This is a genomic window from Dokdonella fugitiva, from assembly GCF_014138265.1.
GTDB lineage: Bacteria > Pseudomonadota > Gammaproteobacteria > Xanthomonadales > Rhodanobacteraceae > Dokdonella_A > Dokdonella_A fugitiva_A.
Window position 1 is genome coordinate 276,745 of record NZ_JACGXL010000004.1, and the last position, 20,426, is coordinate 297,170.

Genomic DNA, 20,426 nt, shown 5'->3' on the forward strand with positions numbered 1-20,426 from the left:
TCCATCCGGACAAAGAGATATAGTTACGTATCCGCCGTCGCCCCCTCGAGCCCATGGCCTCCGTACCGATTTCCTTCGAGTTCTTCCCGCCCAAGACCGACGAGCAGCGCGCGACGCTCGAGGCCGCACTGCCCAAGCTCAAGGCGATCGCGCCGGAGTACGTAAGCTGCACGTTCGGCGCGGGCGGTTCGACCCTGAGCTACACGCCGGAAACGATCCGCCATCTGCGCGAGGAACACGCACTCGACGCCGCGCCGCACCTCTCGTGCATGGGCGGCACGCGCGCGGAGATCCGCACCCTGCTCGATCGCTACGCCGAGATGGGTTGCCGGCGCATCGTCGCGCTGCGCGGCGACCTGCCGTCGGGCATGGCGAGCTACGGCGACTTCCGCTACGCGAGCGACCTCGTCGAGTTCATCCGCAAGGAGCGCGACGGCCGCTTCCACATCGAGGTCGCGTGCTACCCGGAAGTGCACCCGCAGTCGGACGACGCGCACGCGGACCTGCGCCATTTCAAGGCCAAGGTCGATGCCGGCGCCAACGGCGCGATCACGCAGTACTTCTACAACCCGGACGCGTATTTCCGCTTCATCGACGCGGCACGCCGCGGCGGCATCGCGATTCCGATCGTGCCCGGCATCATGCCGATCGCGAACTTCACGCAGCTCAAGCGCTTCTCCGACCTCTGCGGAGCCGAAATCCCGCGCTGGCTGAGCAAGCGCCTGCACGCGTACGGCGACGACGTCGACTCGATCCGCGAATTCGCCGCCGACGTCGTCGCGGAGCTGTGCGACCGCCTCGTCGCCGGCGGCGCGCCCGGCCTGCACTTCTACACGCTCAACCGCGCACGCGCGACGCTCGCGGTGATCGAGCGCATGCACCGTCGCTAGCGAAGCGGCGCGGCCTCGACCGCGCGCTTCGCGCTGGCCAGCGTCGCGTCGTCGCGGCCGAGCTGCCGCCGCGCCCGTTCGCACGGGCCGGCGTCGCGTCGACGGCGCACTCAGGCGATCACGGCCGCCTCGTGCACGCCCGCGACGGAACGACCCGACGGATCGGCCGCCTTCGCGAACGCAGGGTCCCAGGCGAGCGCGGCCGGCGACGAACACGCGATCGACTTGCCGCCGGGCACGGTCGCCGCGCACGCCTCGCCCGGGAACCAGCGCTCGAAGATGCGCCGGTACAGGTATGCCTCCTTCGTCGCCGGCGTGTTGAGCGGCCATCGCGAAGCGGCCGCAGCGAACTCGCGATCGCCCACCGCCTGTTCCGCGTGCGCCTTGAGGCCGTCGATCCAGCCGTAGCCGACGCCGTCGCTGAACTGTTCCTTCTGCCGCCAGAGGATCGCCTCCGGCAGCGCGCCCGCGAAGGCTTCACGCAGCACCGCTTTCTCGATGCGGCGGCTGCCGTCGGCGTTCGAGCCGGCCATCTTCTCGCGCGCGTCCATCGCCATCGCGACATCGAGGAATTCGAGGTCGAGGAACGGCACGCGCGCCTCGACTCCCCACGCCATCATCGCCTTGTTCGCGCGCAGGCAGTCGTAGCTGTGCAGCGCATCGAGCTTGCGCACGGTTTCCTCGTGGAACGCCTGCGCCGAAGGCGCCTTGTGGAAGTAGAGGTAGCCGCCGAAGATCTCGTCGGAACCCTCGCCCGACAGCACCATCTTCACGCCCATCGCCTTGATGCGCCGCGCGAGCAGGTACATCGGCGTCGACGCACGCACGGTCGTGACGTCGTAGCTCTCGATGTGGCGAATCACCTCGGGCAACGCATCGAGCCCTTCCCAGAACGAATAGACGAAGCCGTGGTGGACCGTGCCGAGCGCGTCGGCGGCGATCTTCGCCGCGACGAGGTCGGGCGAGCCGTCGAGGCCGATCGCGAACGAATGCAGGCGCGGCCACCATGCCTCGCTGCGATCGCCGTCCTCGATGCGCGCACGCGCGTAGCGCGCCGCGCAGGCGGCGACGAGCGAGGAATCGAGCCCGCCGGAGAGCAGCACGCCGTACGGCACGTCGGTCATGAGCTGGCGATGCACCGCCTGTTCGAACGCGTCGCGCAACGCGGCCGGCTCGACGCGACGGCCGCTCGTGTGCGCATGCTCGCGCCACGGCTTGTCGTACCAGCGGCGCAGCGTGCCGTCGGCGCTGTCGTAGACGTGCCCGGGCGGGAACGCGGCGATGTCGGCGCACAGGCCGACCAGCGCCTTCATTTCCGACGCCACGCACAGGCGCCCTTCCGCGTCATGGCCCCAGTACAGCGGGCAGACGCCGAGCGGATCGCGTGCGATGACGTAGCGCTGCGCCGCCGCGTCCCACAACGCGAACGCGAAGATGCCGTTGAGCCGCCCGAGCCAACTCGCCGGCGATTGCGCGCCGGCGGCGCGGTGCAATGCGTTGATCACTTCGCAGTCGGAGCCACTCGTATAGTCGTACGCATGCTCCGCGCGCAGCTCGCGGTGGTTGTAGATCTCGCCGTTGACCGCGAGCGCCAGCGTGTCGTCGCGCGAGCGCAGCGGCTGCGCACCGCTCGCCGGATCGACGATCGCGAGCCGCTCATGCACGAGGATGACGCCGGTATCGACGTAGACGCCGCTCCAGTCCGGGCCGCGATGGCGTTGCCGCTGCGAGAGTTCGAGCGCGCGCGCGCGCAGGCCGGCGAGGTCGTCGCCGGGTTGCAGGTCGAACATGCCGAGAATCGAACACATGACGGATCTCCTTGCGATCGTCCCTGCTCGCGGTGGTCGAATGAGCGGGCCTCCGTGCCCGCGCTTCGTGGCAGCTGCGAACCTCACGGATCGGCGGCCCTGAAACGACGAAGGCCCGCACTGGGCGGGCCTTCGTATCGTGTCGGTGGTGTTGCAAACGTACCTACACGCCGGCCCTCCTGTGCGAGCGGGCGTTATTATTCAGCGCGACGGTGCACGGCACGGCGCACGCGCAGGGCGCGGGGCAGACGTGCTGGAGACGGGCGGCGCGGATCGACATGGCCGCACTACAGCATGCCGCGGACGCAGCCGCAAGGGGGCGCAGCGTGCGCCGGTTCACGAACGGGTGATAGCCTGCCGGCATGGTTCGCCTGCGCCCACGGTTCATCGGCCCGCTCGCTGTCGCGTTCATCACGGCGGCCGCGTTCGCGCAGGACGGCGACGAGGGCCAGCGCGTGCACCGCTGCGTCGGCCTGCACGGGGAGGTCGTGTTCTCCGGATTCTCGTGCCGCGCGAACGAGCAGGCCGGCGTCAGCGCCGGCGCGCTCGCCGATCCCAGCGCGCCGCCGCCGGCCGATGCGTGCCCCGCGTCGCCGCAGGACCTGCGCGAGCGCCTCGCGGGTGCGATCGCACGCCATGACGCAAACACGATCGCCGGCATGGTGCGTTGGCGCGGTGTCGGCGGCGCCGCGGCGAACGAGCGCCTACGCGAATTGCGCGAACTCGTGCGCGAACCGCTGCTCTCGCTCGAACAGGGCGACGGCCTGCTCGTGCGCACCGGCAGCAACACGACCGGCGGCGTGCGCGAGCATGCCTTCGGCATCGAGGCCGAGGCCGGCTGCTGGTGGCTGAGCTGGTAAGGGGACACGTACGCGGCGCTGGTATCATGCGCGTTTCCAGCGTGGAACCGGACGCCATGGCGCAGACCTACCCCGATCAGATCTGGCACAACGGACGCATCAAGCCGTGGGCCGAAGCCACCGTGCACGTGATGGCGCACGCCCTGCACTACGGCTCGTCGGTGTTCGAGGGTATCCGCAGCTACGACACGCCGAACGGCGCGGTGATCTTCCGCCTGACCGAGCACAACAAGCGCCTGTTCAATTCGGCGAAGATCTACGACATCCAGATCCCGTACACGCTCGACGAGATCAACGCGGCCTGCCGCGCCGTGATCAAGGCGAACGGCCTGTCCAAGGCGTACCTGCGTCCGGTCGCATATCGCGGCCTCGGTGGGTTCGGACTCTCCGCGGAGACGCCGACGGACGTGGCCGTCGCCGCCTGGCAGATGGGCCCCTACCTCGGCGCCGGCGTGCTCGAACAGGGCATCGACGCCTGCGTGTCGAGCTGGCAGCGCTTCGCACCGAACACGATTCCCGCGGGCGCGAAAGCCGGCGGCAACTACCTCTCGGGCCAGCTCGTCGCGCGCGAGGCGCGCCGGCTCGGCTTCGGTGAAGGCATCGCGCTCGCCTCGACCGGCCTGCTCAGCGAAGGCGCCGGCGAGAACCTGTTCCTCGTCTTCGACGGCGCGCTGCACACGACGCCGGTGAGCGCCGCGCTGCTCAACGGCATCACGCGCAACACGCTCATCACGCTCGCGCGCGCGAACGGCATCGAGGTGGTCGAGCGCGACATCCCGCGCGAATACCTCTACCTCTGCGACGAGCTGTTCATGTGCGGCACCGCCGCCGAGATCACGCCGATCCGCTCGGTCGACGGCAAGCCCGTCGGTGCCGGCAAGCCGGGGCCGGTGACCCAGCGCATGCAGGAACTGTTCTTCGGCCTGTTCAGCGGCAAGACCAAGGATCAGTGGGGCTGGCTGGAACCGGTTTGATCGCATCGCCGTCGCAGCGAAGGCCGGGATTCCTCCGGCCTCCGCTTGCCGGAGACCGGAACGGATTCCGGGCTTCCCCGAAACGGCGACGCGTGCGGATGGCTATCCGCCCGGGCACGTCGGTGGCAGCTCGAGCTCGAATCCATCGCTGAAGACGAAATCGCCCTGTTGCACTTCGTACGCGCCGATGTCGGCCGCGGCGCCCGACACGCGCGCCTGCCCGCGCTGGTCGAAGATGCCGATCCCCGCAGCGAGGGTATTGCCCGCGTCGATGGCGGGGCTGCCTGCGAACAAGGCATGCGTCTGCGTGGGACCGCCGTTGTCGCGCAAGGGTTGGAGCTGCGGGCACACGCCTCTCGTCAGCGTGTTCGGCAGGCCGATGATCGTCGTCGCGAACGCGAGGTTGTTCGAGCCGTTGGTCGGGGTGGAGTTGACGCTGCCCGAGGTGAACTTGGCCACGCCGATGTCGTCGGCCGTCGCCATCGGGTTGCTGTAGGTGTTGTTCGAGAATATCGAGCTTTGCAGGGTCACCGCCTTGAACGTCGTCGTGCCGTCGGCGCCGGAGTCGGAGATGGTCAGACCCGGTGCGTAGTGGCGCGAGCCCGAGCCGGTCGCCGACCCTGCCGTGTTGAAGGCGACGGTGGCGTTGTAGACGTGGATGGTTCCGGCATTCGTCTGGACGCCGCCGACGCGCAGGGTGCCGAGATTGCCGGACACGGTGCTGTTCAACAGGGTGAAGGTGTCGGACGCGCTGCTGAGGTTGTCCTGCATGTACACGCCGCCGCCGAAGACCGCGGTGTTGCCGGAAATCGTCGATGCGATGACCGACACGCTGTGGAACGCGCGCAGGCCGCCGCCCATGCCGGTCGACGCCGAATTGCCGCTGAGCGTGCTGCTGGCGAGGATGACCTGGCTGTTGGGATCGTTGGGCCCGATCGGGCCGGCCAGGCCCGCCGTGTAGATCCCGCCGCCACCGCCCAGCCCACCGCCCGTGTGGGTCGCGACATTGCCCGTGATGTCGCTGTACTTCGCAAAGATATCGCTCAAGGCGTAGATGCCGCCGCCGCGCGCCGCCGCGCCGACCGCGCTCGCGCGGCACGAGCGAACGGCGGCGTGGCTCAGGTAGACCTTTCCGTTCGAACGGATGCAGCCGCCATCGGCCGAGATTCCAGCGGACGGATGCAGATACCCGTTGGCCACGGTGAGGTTCTTCACGGCCAGCGTGCCGCCGAGGCCGTCGTGCCGAAAGACGCGATCGCTGCCATTCTCGATGGTCAGAGCATCCTTGCCCGGACCGATCAGGGTGATGTCGGCCTGTGGAAGCACGATGGTTCCACCACCGCCAGTGGTCAGCGAGATCGTGCTGCACGCCAGCGCCGACATGTCGATGGTGTCGCCGCTGGCCGCGTTCGCGGCTGCATGGCGCAGGCTGCCGGTGGTGCCGCTGCCGGTATCGGCATCGTCGCAGGTGTCGACCGTCCAGGTCGTCGCCGCCGCAGCGGTCGCCGACGCGGTCAGGCAAAGGATCGCCGCAAGGCAGGCCGCGAGCGGGGTGCGGCGCACCGGCGCGCACGGCGATGGGATCGAATCGAACATGGCGCTCTCCCGGCGTCGTGTCGGCGGAATGCTCCGCGGCCGATACCGCGCAGTCCTGCCTGATACGCGAAAGAGCGCCGCAAAGCCTAACGCGGGGAGTTGAACTCGAGCGTGGCCGTCGCACCGCCCTGCGGGCGTGGCGCGAGCGAAACCCGCCAACCGTACAGTTCGCACAGGCGCCGCACGATCGCGAGACCGAGGCCGCCGCCCTTGCCGACGGTCGTGCCGCGCACGCCGCGCTCGAACAGCTTGTCGGCGTCCTCGGGCTTGATGCCGGGGCCGGTGTCCTCGACCGTGACGCGGCCGTGGCCGACCGTGACGATGACCTCGCCCGCCTGCGTGTACTTGAACGCATTGCCGATGAGGTTGCTCAGCGCGACCGCGACGACCGACGACGGCGCCACCGCGGCGAGCGGCTGCTCGATCTCGACGCGCACCTCGACCGGCTTGTTCGCGACGTGCGGACGTTGCGCGTCGACGACCTGCTCGACGACGCGCGCGACGTCGGTCGTTTCGCCGTCGGTCGGCGCCTGCCGTTCGCGGCGCGACAGCAGCAGCAGCGCGTCGATGAGTTCGCTCGACTGGCGCACCGCGCGCTCGATGCGCCGCAGGCGTTCGCGCAGCTTGTCGGTGAGGTCGGGCGAACCTTGCAGCAGCTCGGTCGTGCTCGCGATGACCGCGAGCGGCGTGCGCAATTCATGGCTGACGTCCGCGTTGAACTCGCGGTCGCGCTCGACCATCTCGGTCAGGCGCGTCGAATAGTCGTCGAGCGCGGCGGCGAGCTGGCCGACTTCGTCGTCGGCGAAATGCCCCTTGAGCAGTTCCGGACGACCCGAGCGGCTCATCGCGCGCACGCGGTGGGCGAGTTCGATGACCGGGCTCATCACGCGTGCCGAGAGCCAGAAGCCGATCAGCAGCGAGAGCACGGCGAACGCGAGCACCGAGGCCGCGAGCACGGTCAGCAGCTGGCGCTCGCCGAGCTTCTGCGTGCTGACGTCGAAGCGCAGGTAGGCCCAGAAGTCGGCGTCCTTGTACACCGCGAGCTTGTACGGTCGCGTCTTGCCCTCGCGACCGATGTCCTCGATGTCGTAGACGCCGGCTTCGAAGCTCTGCCAGGCGAGCGGCACCGTCGCCGTGCGCCCGGGGCGCACGATCTGCAGCTGGATCAGCGACATCGGGAACTGCGCGTCGGGCGAAAGGTTTTCGCGCTTGAAGTCGACGAAATGGCGCAGCTCGCGCTCGAGCGTCGTGTTCACGAGCTGGTCTTCCAGGCGCGTGCGCATGTACACCGTCGCGGCGGCGAACAGCGCGGTCAGGCCGAGCCCGAACAGCGCGAATGAAATGATGATGCGTGAGCGGAGCCTACGCCGGTAGCGCATCCGGATCGACCATGCGGTAGCCGATGCCGTGGCGGGTCTGGATCAGCGCCTTGTCGAACGGCTTGTCGATCTGGGCACGCAGCCCGTGGATGTGTACGCGCAGCGAATCGCTGTCGGGCAGTTCCTCGCCCCACACGCGCGTCTCGAGTTCCTGGCGCGTGACCACCGACGGCGCCGCCTCCATCAGCGACTGCAGCAGCTTCAGGCCGATCGGGTTGAGCGTGATCTGTTTGCCGGCGCGGTTGATCGTCAACGTGTCGAGGTTGTAGGTGAGGTCGGCGAGCTGCAGCACGCGGCTCTTGCCGCCCTTGCCGCGACGACCGAGCACCTCCAGGCGCGCGGCGAGCTCCTGCAGCGCGAACGGCTTGACCATGTAGTCGTCGGCGCCGGATTCGAATCCGGTGAGCTTGTTGTCGAGCGAGTCGCGCGCGGTGAGCATGAGCACCGGCGTCTGCCGCTTCGCTTCCTGGCGCAGCTTGCGGCACACCTCGAGGCCGTCCATCCCGGGCAGGCCGAGGTCGAGCACGATCACGTCGAAGTCGTTGACGACCGCGAGGTGCAGGCCGGTCACGCCGTCGCCGGCGAAGTCGACCACGTGGCCCTTGTCGGCGAGGAAATCACCGATGTTCGCTGCGATGTCGCTGTTGTCTTCGATAACCAGAATACGCATGGGTGTCTACTTTAACGCCTGAACCCGCCGATGCGGAGCACAACGGCGCGGAGTAAGTTCCGTGGGAATTGGGGCGACTCCGGGAAAGCCCAGCGGGCGCCGCGCGGGCGGAGCGTGCTGTTGTTGGAGAGTGCGGCCATGGATGGCCGCTTCTGGATTCCAACGAAGGCCGTGACTTCAATCCGGTGCCGGTTTCCAGGGTCCTGCGATCCCGGACGAATCGCACGGTTACACCCAAAAGAAAATGGCCCAAGGAGGTGTCATTGGGGGAACACACCTCGCTTGGGCCAAAAAAGCTACTGCCCCGATTACCGTACTCTGCCAGTCACCAGACCTGACTTAGGAGTGTCGAGCAGAACTACAGTGGCATCGACTATAGGCAGGCATTGATTAAACGATCGTTAAAGCCCTCTGAGGCTTGCGTTAACCGCCGGACTTCGGTGGCCACGCGTTGACGTTCGACACCTGCGCCGGGCGACCGTCGGCAGGATCGCGGCAGATCAGCGAGCCGGTCGACTGCACGCACTCCTCGTGCGCGTTGCCGCGGCCCTTCGGCGCGAAGACGAAGGCCTGCGTGTAGCGCATCGGGTGATCCGGCAACGTCGCCGGATCGAAACGCCACTGGCGCAGCGCGCGCTCGGCGGCGCGCTCGAACGCGCCGTCCTTGCTGCCGCGGAACTCGATGTCCTTGACCGTGCCGTCCGCCGAGATCGCGAACGTCGCCTCGACGCGGCCGGTCTGCGACGAATAGTAGTTCGGGAAGCTCGGCGCGACGACGTAGGTCGCGACCGGCGGCTTGGCCGCCGCAGGCGCCGCAACGGGTTCGACCGGTGCAGCCGCCAGATCCGTCGATGGTTTCGCGACCGCCGGCATGATCGCCGACGCCGGCGCGCCGCGTTCGACGGCAGGGGTCGCCGGTGCGGGCACGCTCGCGAGCGGCTCCTGTTTCGGCGCAACGGTCGTCGCGACCGCGGGTGCGGGTACGGTCTCGCGCAACACGCTGTCGGCAGCGGCGGCGCCCGCCACGGCTGCCGGGACCGACGGCGCGGTCGTCGCGACCGGTTCGGATTCCGGCGGGGTCACGGGAGCGAGCCGCAGGTGCGGCCGCTCGTACGGCAACGACAACGCCGCGAACGGCAGCGTGCGCACGTCGGCCGAGCGGATCCAGTCGATCGACAACGCCTGCGGGCTGAACACGCGGTTCGCGCGCTCGATCCGCTGCGCGACGAGGAGCGCACCGATGAATGCCGCACCGATCAGCAGCCAGCGCCCCGGATGGCGCGCATGCGTGGCGGCGCGCGGGGCGGGCAGGCCGACGATGCGGCGCACGCGCTCGATCAGCTGGCCGCCGCTCGCCGCGAGCACGACCGGTGCCGCGGTCTGGCGCAATTCCTCCAGCGCGGCGAGCGTGCGCGCGTACTCGCGCGGTTCGCCGCGCACGAGGCGCAGCACGAGCGCGTCGCAACACAGCTCGCGCTCGTTGCGCACCTCGCGCGAGATCCAGTGCACGACCGGGTGGTAGAACAGCAGCGTCTCGAGCACCGCCTGGGCGAGATTGACCAGATGGTCGTAACGGCGCAGGTGACCGAGTTCGTGAGCGAGAATCAGTTCCACTTGCTGGCGTGGAAAACCGAGCGCAACCGCCGTCGGCAGCAGTACCACCGGGCGCAGCCAGCCGAGCAGCATCGGCGTATCGATGCGCTCGGACACCAGCACGCGCACGCGACGCATGAAGCCGAAGCGGCGCGTCAGCGCGACGAGCATCGCGTCGAGCTCGGGGCTCGACTCGGCCCAGCGGCGCGCGATGCGCGAGAAGCGGCGCCACTGCTGCAGCGCCCGGCCGGCGACACCGAACACGCCGACCAGCCACACCAGCACGAGCCACGGCAGCACGCGATCGATGCTCGCGGCGAGATCGAACACCTCGGCCTGTGCGATCACCGCCGCGCCACCGGCGGCCACCGCGGGCGCGCCGAACGCGACCTCGACCGCGCCTTGCGGGCGCAACGCGAAGAGCGTGGCGAGCGGCCACAACGCGAGCAGCGCGAGCGCGACGAGGCCGGTCGCGTAGCGCGCGTTGCAATGGGATTTCGGCAGCAGCGCGCGCGCGGCGGCGTAACCTGCGCCGATCACCAGTCCCTGCCAGAGAAAATGCAGCAGGGTCCAACCCAGCGCATGAATCCACGGCAGTCCGGCGTTCATGCCTGCGTGCCTTCGAGTTTGTCGAGCAGCGCGCGGATCTCGTCGAGCTCTTCGCGCGTCGCCTTCGGCCTGCCGCCGAGCGCCTGCAGCACGAGCTGCGACGGCGAACCGTCGAACACGCGCTGCACCATGTCGACGACGAAGCGCTTCTGCGTGCGCTCCTTGCTGATCGCGGGCCGGAACACGTGCGCGCGTTCGGAATCGTCGCGCAGCACCAGGCCCTTGCCGTGCATGATCTGCAGCAGCTTCAGCGCCGTCGTGTAGCCGGCGCCTTCGTCGCGATAGAGCGTTTCGTGGACGTCGCGCACCGTGCTCGGTCCGCGCTCCCACAGCACGTTGAGGATGCCGAGTTCGGCCTCGGTGGGCTTCGGCAGGTTTTCGGTCTTGGACACGGTGCTCACCTAGTCGCAGTCCCTTCGTACGAGAAGACTACACGATCCCGGTTCGAATGCCAGACCGCCCGCCCCCGGCCGGGACCGGGGCGGGCGGGCAGGCGGATCAACCGCCCGAACGCAGCTGCGGCGTGTTCTGGTTGCGCTGCAGGTACTGCGAATCGTTGCGGCGGCGCGCCTCGAGTTCGCCCGCGGTCTGGCAGGTCTTGACCGGGATGTTCGAGCCGATCGGCTTCTCGTTCTTGCAGATCAGGCGCTCGTTGTCGCGCTTGGCGAGGATCGCGTTGACCTCTTCCTGCTTGTTGAACATCGCCGTCTTGTCGGCATCGCTCATCTGCGACACCTCGGTCTTGTCGCCGAACATGCGCTCCATCTCGTCGAGGCGCGTGTTCACCTTGCTGCGCTCGTCCGGGGTCACGTAGGAGTAGCGGCCGCCCGCGTCCATCTGCTTGCGTACCCAGGTGGAAACCGTCTCGAACGCATCCTTGCTGCTGGCGTTGACGGCGGGATCGACCTTTTCCTTGGCCGCGAGCGGCAGCGACACGAGGAAGGCGACGGCGAAGGCGAACGAAAGAACGGGCTTCATCACAACTGGATCTCCGAATCGGAACGGCTGGGTGGTGCGACGGCGGTCCGACGTGCGGACACGACGCCGATGGAATCACGGCCCGCGCGCCGTGGCGCGCGGGCGTCGGCGGCGGGCTAGCGCCCGCCGGCGTTGAGCATTTGCGCCGCCGTGCGCATGTGCGGCAGGCCGCACCCGCCCTCGCCCCGCTCCGGCGTACTGCCGGCGCATTGCGAATGGGCCCAGGTGTCCATCTGGCGCTGGGTGTCGCGACGGGCATCCTTCGCCTGCGCGTAGGTATGGCAGTACGTTTCCATGATGTGCGAGCCGAGCTTGGTGCGGCGTTCGCAGATCACGCGATCGTTCTCGCGGCCGATGCGCGCCGCGGCGGGCATCGCGCCGGCGGTTTCGGCCGATCCGCGCTCGGCGATGGCGCTGTCGTGCGTCGCCAGCAGCGCATTGATCTCTTCCTGCGTGTTGTACAGCTCGACCTTGTCCTCCGCGCGCATGCGGTCGAGCGAACCGTTCTTGTCGAACAGGTCCTGCATCTGCGCGAACTTCATGTCGACGACGGTGCGATCGGTCGGCGTCAGCGACGCATAGCGCCCGCCCGTCTTCATTTCGTCGTGGACCCATGTGACGAGCTGCTGGAAGGTGTCCGCGCTGTTCGCGTTGACGTTCTGGTGATAACTCGATTCTTTCGCATGGATCGTGGCTGCGCAGCATGCGAGCATGCCTGCGTACAACAGCGTGGCCATCGCTTTCATCTGGGCTGCTCCCCTAGTTTCATGACGCGGAACGCTCGCGGCGCCGGTCGGCGGGGGAGCGCGGAGCTATCCTAGGAATGTCCCGCGCCCGTGTCAACGATTGGCCTCGTACTATTTTTTTCGTGCTGAACGCCGGGGCGCCCCCGCCGCCGGCGCGCACGACCGCTCCAGGTAGCCGACGACCGCCCCCGCGACGTCCACCCCGCTCGCGCCTTCGATGCCTTCGAGGCCGGGCGAGGAGTTCACTTCGAGCACGAGCGGACCGCGTGCCGAGCGCAACAGGTCGACGCCGGCCACGCCGAGCCCCATGACGCGGGCCGCGCGCACCGCGGTTTCGCGTTCGGCGGCCGACAGCGTCACCGCGCTCGCGCTGCCGCCGCGATGGATGTTCGCGCGGAAGTCGCCCTCGGGCGCCTGGCGGCGCATCGCCGCGACCACTTCGTTGCCGACCACGAAACAGCGCAGGTCGGCGCCGTCCGCCTCGCGGATGAACTCCTGCACGAGGAAGTTCGCGTACAGGCTGCGGAACGCCTCGATCATGCCGAGCGCGGCGCCGCGCTTCTCGGCGAGCATCACGCCCTGCCCTTGCGCGCCTTCGTTGAGCTTGATCACGTGCGGCGGCTCGCCGAGCATCGTCAGCAGGTCGCGCGTGTCGTCGGGGTTGTCGCCGAACACGGTCACCGGAAGTTCGATGCCTTCGCGCGCGAGCAGCTGCAGCGAGCGCAGCTTGTCGCGCGCGCGCAGGATCGCGTCGGAGGAATTGGGCGTGTACACGCCCATCATCTCGAACTGGCGCACGACCGCGGTGCCGTAGAACGTGATCGACGCGCCGATGCGCGGAATCACCGCGTCGAAGCCGCGCAGCGCGCGTCCCTTGCAGTGGATCTCGAAGCCGCCGGCGGCGATGCGCATGTAGCAGCGCAGCGGATCGAGCACGCGCACGCTGTGGCCGCGGGCGCGCGCCGCCTCGACCAGGCGGAGGGTGGAATACAGGCGCGCGTTGCGCGACAGGATGGCGATCTTCATGCGCGGATCGGCGAGTGACCGGTCGGGGCCCGCGCCGGGCGCGGGCAGGTATAGGAAAGGGCCGGATCGATGCGAAACCGCCCGGCGATCGTCGAACGCCCGAGCAGCAGCGGGAACAGCATCGCGCCGCGATCTGTCAGGTTCATTTCCGTGGCGAAACGGCGGCCGGCGAGCTCGAGTTCGGTCGCGATGAACCAGCGCTCGCTGCGATGGCCGCCCGAATCGGTGACCCGGCGCCGGTCGAGCACCGGGGCGGTGCACAGCGCGTAGCGCTCCAGCTTGCGCCGCAGGCGCACGCGGAAGCGCACCTGCAGCACGCCGCCCTCATGGAACGTCTCGATCGCCTCGACGTGCAGCGACGACGAACGCGCGCCGCTGTCGAGCTTGGCCTTGATCGAACCGATGCCGAGCCCGGGCACGCCGACCCACTCGCGCCAGCCGAGGCTGATGCGGTCGGCGGCCGGCGACGCGGCGATGGGCGAGGCGTCTTTGCGGGGCACGTGGACCTCGGACGGCGCACGTCGATGCCGGCGGCAGCCGGATCGCGGCGATGGAACCTGCGTGACGGCGCAGCCACGGCGCCACTCGCGATCGGATGGAGCGGGTGAAGGGAATCGAACCCTCGTCAGTAGCTTGGGAAGCTACAGCTCTACCATTGAGCTACACCCGCGGATGCCGGCGCGGCGAGCGCCCCGGCGTCGGCGAAGCGTAGCGGCGGCGTCGCGCGCCGACAAGCCGCGCGCGAAGCACCGCCCGCGACGCGACAGCTGAATCGGCGCTCAGTGACGCGCGTCATGAAAACGTATGCATGGCGTGCGGAAAGTCGGCATTCAGCGTCGTTACGCTGATACTGTGCCCAGCCTGTCGACCTCGGGCGGCCGATGTACTGGGGGAAGAAGGTCCCACCGCGACCGGGGTCGGCGTAGGCACCATGGAGATCATCGATGTACACGAAGCGTTTCTTTCCACGTGCGTGGTGCGCCGCCGCACTGGCAACCGTGCTCGGCGCGTTTGCGAGCGCGGCGCTGGCGGACCCGCCCGAGCGTGTCGCGCGCGTCGGGTTTCTGCGCGGTGAAGTGAGCTTCCAGCCGGCCGGCGACGATCGCTGGGTCGAGGCGTCGCTGAACCGCCCGCTCGGCACCGGCGACAAGATCTACACCGATCGCGACTCGCGCGCCGAGTTCGAGATCGGCGCCGCCGTCATGCGCGTGGACGAGCGCACGACGTTCAACCTGCTCAACCTCGACGACGAGATCGCCCAGGTCGAACTCACGGAAGGCGTGCTGAACCTGCGCGTGCGCCGCCTCGACCGTGGCCAGAGCTACGAGGTCGACACGCCGACGCTCGCGTTCGTCGTCAGTGAACCGGGCGAATACCGCATCGACATCGCCCCGCAGGGCGACTCGACGATGATCACCGTGTTCGACGGCGGCGGCGACGTGTACGGCGAGAACAATGCGAGCTACAGCGTGCGCGCCGGCAACTCGTACCGCTTCAACGACTCCGCATTGCGCGACTACGAAGTGCTCGACCTGCCGCGCGCCGACGATTTCGACAACTGGGTCGCGTCGCGCAACCAGCGCTACCAGCGCTCGGTTTCGAGCCGCTACGTCGCCGACGACATGATCGGCTACGCCGACCTCGACGACGCCGGTTCTTGGAGCGACGACCGCGAGTACGGCAGCATCTGGTACCCGACCTCGGTGTCGGTCGGCTGGGCGCCGTACCGCGACGGCCACTGGTCGTGGGTCGATCCGTGGGGCTGGACCTGGGTCGACAATGCGTCGTGGGGCTTCGCGCCGTTCCACTACGGCCGCTGGGTCTACGCGCGCGACCGCTGGGGCTGGTGCCCGGGTCCGCGCCACGTGCGCGCCGTTTACGCGCCGGCGCTGGTCGCCTTCGTGGGTGGCGGCGGCTGGGGCGCGAACATCTCCATCGGCGGCGGTGGCCCGATCGGCTGGTTCCCGCTCGGCCCGCGCGACGTCTACGTTCCGTGGTACCGCGCTTCGCGCGGCTATTTCAACAACGTCAACGTGCGCAACACGACCGTGATCAACAACACCTACATCACGAACGTGTACAACAACTATTCCACTGGCCGGCCGATCGTGAATGCGGAATACGCCTACCGCAACAACGTGCAGGCGGTGACCGCGGTGTCGCGCGAGACGTTCGTCGGCGCGCGCGCGGTCAACGAGGCGCGCGTGCAGGTCAACCCGGCGCAGCTGCGCAATGCCCAGGTCGCCAGCCGTCTCACGATCGCGCCGACCCAGGCGAGCTTCGTCGCCGCGAACGCGCAGCGCGCGCGTGCGACGCCGCAGGCGGCCGCGATCGACCGCCGCGTGATCGCGCGCACCGCGCCGCCACCGCAGCCGGTCGCCACCGCGGCGCGCGTGCAGGCGATCCAGCGCAACAACGCGCAGCCGCTCGCCCGCGACGAGCAACGCCAGCTCGCCGCGCGCCGTCCGGCCGAAGCCGCCGCCCCCAGCCGCGTGCAGGTCGTCGGCCAGGGTCGCGGTGCGAATCCGCCGCAGCCGCTGCCGACGCGTGGCGCCGCCACGGCGCGCCAGCCTGCGTCCGAGCGGTCGGGCCCAGTGAACGCGCGCGGGCCGGTGAATGCGCCGGGCAACACGCCGAGCCTCGCACCGCGCGGTGAAAACGCACGTGCGCCGCAGCAGGAACGCGGCCTGCCGTCGTCGCGCTTCGCCCCGCGTGGCGAGCGCAGCACGCCAGCGATGCAGAACCGTGGCAATGCGGAGCAGCCGCAACGCCAGTCCCTGCCGCAACGCGAAACGCGCGAAGCGCCGCAGGTGCGCCAGGCCCCGCCGCAGCGCGAAACGCGCGAGGCGCCGCAGGTGCGCCAGGCCCCGCCGCAGCGCGAAACGCGCGAGGCGCCGCAGGTGCGCCAGGCCCCGCCGCAGCGCGAAACGCGCGAAGCCCCGCAGGTGCGCCAGGCCCCGCCGCAGCGCGAAACGCGCGAAGCCCCGCAGGTGCGCCAGGCCCCGCCGCAGCGCGAATCGCGCGAGGCCCCGCAGATGCGCCAGGCGCCGCCGCAGCGCGAGGTGCGCGAGGCCCCGCAGATGCGCCAGGCGCCGCCGCAACGCGAGGTGCGCGAGGCCCCGCAGATGCGCCAGGCCCCGCCGCAGCGCGAGGTGCGCGAAGCTCCGCAGCGCCAGGCCCCGCCGCAGCGCGAAGTGCGCGAGGCACCGCAACGCCAGGCCCCGCAGCCGCAGCAGCGCTCTCAGCCGGCGGAGCGACGCCAGAACGACAAGAAGGACGACGACGACCGTCGCCGTTGATCGCGTCATGAAGCACGACGAGACGCCGCGCCCCGTGCGCGGCGTCTTTTTTCGCGCATGCGCGGCGCCTCGACATGCCGATACAATCGGCGCATGAACGTCCTTCTCAACGGCGAAACACGCGAGGTCGCCGGCACCTGCACGCTCGCCGAACTGCTCGCGTCCTCCGGCTACGCCGAACGACGCATCGCGGTCGAGGTGAACCGCGAGATCGTTCCGCGCAGCCGCCATGGCGAACACCGGCTCGCGGACGGCGACCGCATCGAGATCGTGCATGCGATCGGCGGCGGCTGAACCCGTGCCGCTCCGTTCGCCGGCCGGCGCGCATGCGTGCTCCGAATCGGCGAAAATGGCGCGTTCGACCCTGCCGATCCTGCCGCCATGACCGCCCTCGCCGCATCGCCCCTCGCCACCGACACGCTCGTCATCGCGGGCAAGCCGTACCGCTCGCGCCTGCTGACCGGCACCGGCAAGTTCAAGGATCTCGACGAGACGCGCCGCGCGACCGACGCCGCCGGCGCCGAGATCGTCACGGTCGCGATCCGCCGCACCAACATCGGCCAAGACCGCGACGCGCCGAACCTGCTCGACGTGCTGCCGCCGGACCGCTACACGATCCTGCCGAACACCGCGGGGTGCTACAGCGCCGACGAAGCCGTGCGCACCTGTCGCCTCGCGCGCGAACTCCTCGACGGCCACACGCTGGTCAAGCTCGAGGTGCTCGGCGACCAGAAGACGCTGTTCCCCGACGTCGTGCAGACGCTCGCGGCGGCCGAGACGCTCGTGCGCGACGGCTTCGACGTGATGGTCTACACGAGCGACGATCCGATCCTCGCGCGTCGCCTCGAAGAGATCGGCTGCGTCGCGGTGATGCCGCTCGCGGCACCGATCGGCTCCGGCCTCGGCGTGCAGAACCGCTGGAACCTGCTCGAGATCGTCGACAACGCGAAGGTACCGATCATCGTCGACGCCGGCGTCGGCACCGCGTCCGACGCGGCGATCGCGATGGAGCTTGGCTGCGACGGCGTGCTCATGAACACCGCGATCGCCGGCGCGAAGGATCCCGTGCTCATGGCGCATGCGATGAAACTCGCGGTCGAAGCGGGTCGCGCCGCGTTCCGCGCGGGGCGCATTCCACGCAAGCGCTTCGCGTCCGCGTCGAGCCCGATCGAAGGCGTGATCTAGTCCACATGGATGAATCGGCCGTCCGCGAGCGCCGCATCCGCAGTTTCGTGCTGCGCCAGGGGCGCTTCACGCCGGCGCAGCAGCGCGCGTTCGACGAGCACTGGGCACGTTACGGCATCGACTTCGACGTCGCGCGCGGCCACGCGCCACGCGATCTCGACGCGACGTTCGGCCGCCGCACCGCGCGCGTGCTCGAGATCGGCTTCGGCAACGGCGAACAGCTGCTTTATTCCGCGCAGGCCGAACCCGCGCGCGATTTCATCGGCGTCGAAGTGCACCGCCCCGGCGTCGGCCGGCTCATGAACGCACTCGCCGATGCCGGTGTCGACAACGTGCGCCTGTACAACCACGATGCGGTCGAGGTGCTCGAGCACGAGATCGCGCCCGGCTCTCTCGCTGAAGTGCGCATCTACTTCCCCGATCCCTGGCACAAGAAGCGCCACCACAAGCGGCGCCTGGTGCAGCCGGATTTCCTCGCGCTGCTCGCGGGCCGCGTGGCGCCCGGCGGTCGCTTGCATTTGGCGACCGACTGGGCCGACTATGCCGAGCACATGCGGGACGTGCTCGCGGCCGCGCCGGACTGGCGCGTCGACGCGGGCCATGCCGATCCGGCCGTCCGCCCGCCGTGGCGCATCGAGACGCATTTCGAACGCCGCGGCCTGCGGCTCGGCCATGGCGTATGGGATTTCGTCCATGAACGAACCTGAGCGTGATTGAGCGGCAACGGACAACGGCGGGTGCCGCCGACGGCGTGGACGCGCGAGCGGTCGTGACGGCGAGCGTGGCGCGGCGAATCCGCGGCCGTTCGTGCACGAACCGCGGCAGGATGCGCGGTCCCTCGGACAACGAGTGATTTGCAGCCCCGAATGGATGCCGGCCTGACCCTCACCACCAACATGGCGCTCGTGTTCGCGCTACTCGCGTTCACGGTGCTCATGCTGGTGCTCGAGTGGATCCGCGCCGACCTCGTCGCGCTGCTGGTGATCGTGGTGATCGGCATCACGCGCCTGCTGCCGGTCGACCAGCTGTTCGACGGCTTCGCCGGCAACGCGGTCATCTCGCTGATCGCCGTCATGATCATGGGTGCGGGGCTCGACCGCACCGGCGTGCTGAACAAGGCGGCGTCGTTCATCCTGCGCCTCGCCGGCGGCGTCGAATCGCGCGTGTCGTTGCTCGTCAACGCGATGGTCGGCGCGATGTCGTCGGTGATCCAGAGCCAGGCGCTCTCGGCGCTGTTCCTGCCCGTGGTCAGCCGCGTCAGCGCGCGCACCGGCCTGCCGCTGAAGCGGCTGCTGCTGCCGATGGCGTGCATGATCCTGTGCGGCACGAACACGACGATGATCTCCAATTCGCCGCTGATCCTGCTCAACGACCTCATCGTGAGCGCGAACCGCAACCTGCCGCCGGGCGCGCAGACGATCCAGACCTTCACCTTGTTCGCGATCGCGCCGGTCGGCGTGCCGCTGCTGCTCGGCGGCCTCGCCTACTTCGCGCTGTTCACGCGCCGCCTGCTGCCCGGCGACGAGGAACGCCAGAAGGTCACGCCGGGACGCACCGAGACCTACTTCGCCGAGACCTACGGCATCGACGGCGAGGTGTTCGAACTCACCGTGACGACCGACAGCCCGCTGGTCGGCATGAGCGTCGCCGAGGTCGAGCAGTTGCGCGGCGCGCCGCTCATCCTCGCGCTGAAGACCGGCAGCGAGGCGCGCCTCGCGCCGCCGGCGGACCAGATGATCTGGGTCGGCAGCGTGCTCGGCGTGCTCGGCAAGCGCGAGGCGGTCAACGATTTCGCCAACGTGCAGCTGTGCCATGTGCAGTCGCGCCTTCGCAATTTCGCCGACCTGTTCAATCCCGCGCGCGCGGGCATTTCCGAAGTCGTGATCCCGCCCAACTCGACCTGGATCAAGAAGACCGTCGGCGAACTGCGCCTGCGCAAGACCTACGCGATCTCCGTGCTCGCGGTGAACCGCGGCGAGCAGGTGTTCCGCGAGGACGTGCGCCAGGTCGCCCTGCGCCCGGGCGACACGCTCGTGCTGCACAGCTTCTGGCGCGACCTCGCGCAGACGGCCGAGTCGCGCGACTTCGTCGTCGTCACGGACTACCCGAAGGAAGAGCACCGGCCGAGCAAGATCTGGCACGCGGCGATGTTCTTCGCGATCGCGATGGGGCTCGGCCTGTTCACCGACCTTCGCCTGTCGGTGGCGATGCTGGTCGGCGCGGTCGGCATGCTGTTGACCGGCGTGCTCGACATGGACGAGGCGTACGGCGCGATCAACTGGAAGACGATCTTCACGCTCGCCTGCCTGATCCCGCTCGGCGCCGCGATGGATTCGACCGGCGCCGCGGCGTGGATCGCCCAGGAAGTGCTGAAGTACCTCGGGGAATGGCCGCAGTGGGGCCTGCAGGCGGTCATCGCCGTGCTCACCCTGCTCGTCGCGCAGGTCGTGTCGAACGTCGGTGCGACGGTGATGATGGTGCCGATGGCGATCAACGTCGCGCTCGCGTCCGGCGGCAACCCGGCGCTGTACGCACTCGTCGTCGCGGTGTCGACCTCGAACGCGTTCATCCTGCCGAGCGCCAACCCGGTCATCACGATCGTCAGCGGCCCCGGTGGCTACCGCTCGCGCGACTTCCTGCGCGTCGGCGTGCCGCTGACCGTGCTCATGCTGGTGATCCTGCTCGTCAGCGTCAACCTCTGGTTCGGCCGCACCTGAGCCGCGCGTCGGTTCGCGCAATACCGGCAACCCGCAGTCGGCGTAAGATCCGGTTCGGAGATCACGCCCGCACGGACGCGCCCCACACTGGAGGTG

18 protein-coding genes and 1 tRNA gene are annotated in these 20,426 nt (G+C 69.4%); 8 read left to right on the plus strand and 11 right to left on the minus strand.

Annotation, left to right across the window (positions count from 1 at the left end; genetic code table 11):
• Positions 1-53: 53 nt before the first annotated feature.
• Positions 54-890 carry a methylenetetrahydrofolate reductase [NAD(P)H] gene (gene metF / locus FHW12_RS13705; protein WP_182531590.1) on the plus strand — a complete coding sequence of 279 codons (837 nt, stop codon included), beginning with the start codon at positions 54-56 and terminating at the stop codon, positions 888-890.
• A 110-nt stretch (positions 891-1,000) separates the two neighbouring features.
• On the opposite strand, the gene asnB is transcribed toward metF, so the two are convergent.
• Positions 1,001-2,698, minus strand: coding sequence for an asparagine synthase B (gene asnB, locus FHW12_RS13710; RefSeq protein ID WP_182531591.1), 1,698 nt, complete (start codon positions 2,696-2,698; stop codon positions 1,001-1,003).
• Positions 2,699-3,060: 362 nt separating this feature from the next.
• Between asnB and FHW12_RS13715 the strand changes: the two genes are divergently transcribed.
• Positions 3,061-3,558, plus strand: coding sequence for a hypothetical protein (locus FHW12_RS13715; protein ID WP_182531592.1), 498 nt, complete (start codon positions 3,061-3,063; stop codon positions 3,556-3,558).
• 56 nt (positions 3,559-3,614) lie between these two features.
• Positions 3,615-4,532 (plus strand): branched-chain amino acid transaminase, encoded by a 918-nt coding sequence (locus tag FHW12_RS13720; RefSeq protein ID WP_182531593.1) that lies wholly within the window; start codon positions 3,615-3,617, stop codon positions 4,530-4,532.
• A 102-nt stretch (positions 4,533-4,634) separates the two neighbouring features.
• On the opposite strand, the gene FHW12_RS13725 is transcribed toward FHW12_RS13720, so the two are convergent.
• The 10 genes from FHW12_RS13725 to FHW12_RS13770 all read right to left on the minus strand — a co-directional run bounded on the left by FHW12_RS13725 (position 4,635) and on the right by FHW12_RS13770 (position 13,799).
• Positions 4,635-6,287 (minus strand): choice-of-anchor Q domain-containing protein, encoded by a 1,653-nt coding sequence (locus FHW12_RS13725; RefSeq protein WP_182531594.1) that lies wholly within the window; start codon positions 6,285-6,287, stop codon positions 4,635-4,637.
• Positions 6,215-7,507, minus strand: a complete 1,293-nt coding sequence (locus FHW12_RS13730) for a sensor histidine kinase (protein ID WP_182531595.1) — start codon at positions 7,505-7,507, stop codon at positions 6,215-6,217. The genes FHW12_RS13725 and FHW12_RS13730 overlap by 73 nt, the downstream gene beginning before the upstream one ends.
• A complete protein-coding gene (locus FHW12_RS13735; protein WP_182531596.1) occupies positions 7,491-8,177 on the minus strand; it encodes a response regulator transcription factor in 687 nt (228 codons plus the stop codon). The genes FHW12_RS13730 and FHW12_RS13735 overlap by 17 nt, the downstream gene beginning before the upstream one ends.
• 423 nt (positions 8,178-8,600) lie before the next feature.
• Positions 8,601-10,379, minus strand: coding sequence for a M56 family metallopeptidase (locus FHW12_RS13740; RefSeq protein ID WP_182531597.1), 1,779 nt, complete (start codon positions 10,377-10,379; stop codon positions 8,601-8,603).
• Complete coding sequence (locus FHW12_RS13745; protein ID WP_182531598.1) at positions 10,376-10,771, minus strand: BlaI/MecI/CopY family transcriptional regulator; 396 nt, start codon at positions 10,769-10,771, stop codon at positions 10,376-10,378. Before FHW12_RS13745 ends, FHW12_RS13740 begins: the two co-directional genes overlap by 4 nt.
• A 106-nt stretch (positions 10,772-10,877) precedes the next feature.
• Positions 10,878-11,357 (minus strand): hypothetical protein, encoded by a 480-nt coding sequence (locus FHW12_RS13750; protein ID WP_182531599.1) that lies wholly within the window; start codon positions 11,355-11,357, stop codon positions 10,878-10,880.
• A gap of 116 nt (positions 11,358-11,473) precedes the next feature.
• On the minus strand, positions 11,474-12,103 hold the full coding sequence (locus tag FHW12_RS13755) for a hypothetical protein (protein WP_182531600.1): 630 nt from the start codon (positions 12,101-12,103) through the stop codon (positions 11,474-11,476).
• A 111-nt stretch (positions 12,104-12,214) separates the two neighbouring features.
• Positions 12,215-13,129, minus strand: coding sequence for a 30S ribosomal protein S6--L-glutamate ligase (rimK, locus tag FHW12_RS13760; RefSeq protein WP_182531601.1), 915 nt, complete (start codon positions 13,127-13,129; stop codon positions 12,215-12,217).
• A complete protein-coding gene (locus tag FHW12_RS13765) occupies positions 13,126-13,629 on the minus strand; it encodes an ATP-dependent zinc protease family protein (RefSeq protein WP_310735241.1) in 504 nt (167 codons plus the stop codon). Before FHW12_RS13765 ends, rimK begins: the two co-directional genes overlap by 4 nt.
• A gap of 96 nt (positions 13,630-13,725) precedes the next feature.
• Positions 13,726-13,799: transfer RNA gene (locus FHW12_RS13770), tRNA-Gly, on the minus strand.
• A 274-nt stretch (positions 13,800-14,073) separates the two neighbouring features.
• On the opposite strand from FHW12_RS13770, the gene FHW12_RS13775 reads away from it, so the two are divergent.
• The 5 genes from FHW12_RS13775 (at position 14,074) to FHW12_RS13795 (ending at position 20,330) form a co-directional block, all read left to right on the plus strand.
• Positions 14,074-16,428, plus strand: coding sequence for a DUF6600 domain-containing protein (locus tag FHW12_RS13775; RefSeq protein ID WP_182531602.1), 2,355 nt, complete (start codon positions 14,074-14,076; stop codon positions 16,426-16,428).
• Between the two features lie 93 nt (positions 16,429-16,521).
• A complete protein-coding gene (thiS, locus tag FHW12_RS13780) occupies positions 16,522-16,722 on the plus strand; it encodes a sulfur carrier protein ThiS (RefSeq protein ID WP_182531603.1) in 201 nt (66 codons plus the stop codon).
• Between the two features lie 87 nt (positions 16,723-16,809).
• Positions 16,810-17,613: a thiazole synthase gene (locus FHW12_RS13785; RefSeq protein ID WP_182531604.1), complete on the plus strand. Its 804-nt coding sequence runs from the start codon at positions 16,810-16,812 to the stop codon at positions 17,611-17,613.
• A 5-nt stretch (positions 17,614-17,618) separates the two neighbouring features.
• The gene (trmB, locus tag FHW12_RS13790) at positions 17,619-18,320 is read left to right on the plus strand and encodes a tRNA (guanosine(46)-N7)-methyltransferase TrmB (protein ID WP_182531605.1); all 702 of its coding nucleotides are present in this window, start codon (positions 17,619-17,621) and stop codon (positions 18,318-18,320) included.
• 159 nt (positions 18,321-18,479) lie between these two features.
• Entirely contained in the window at positions 18,480-20,330 is a 1,851-nt protein-coding gene (locus tag FHW12_RS13795; protein WP_182531606.1) for an SLC13 family permease, read from the plus strand.
• Positions 20,331-20,426: the final 96 nt, after the last annotated feature.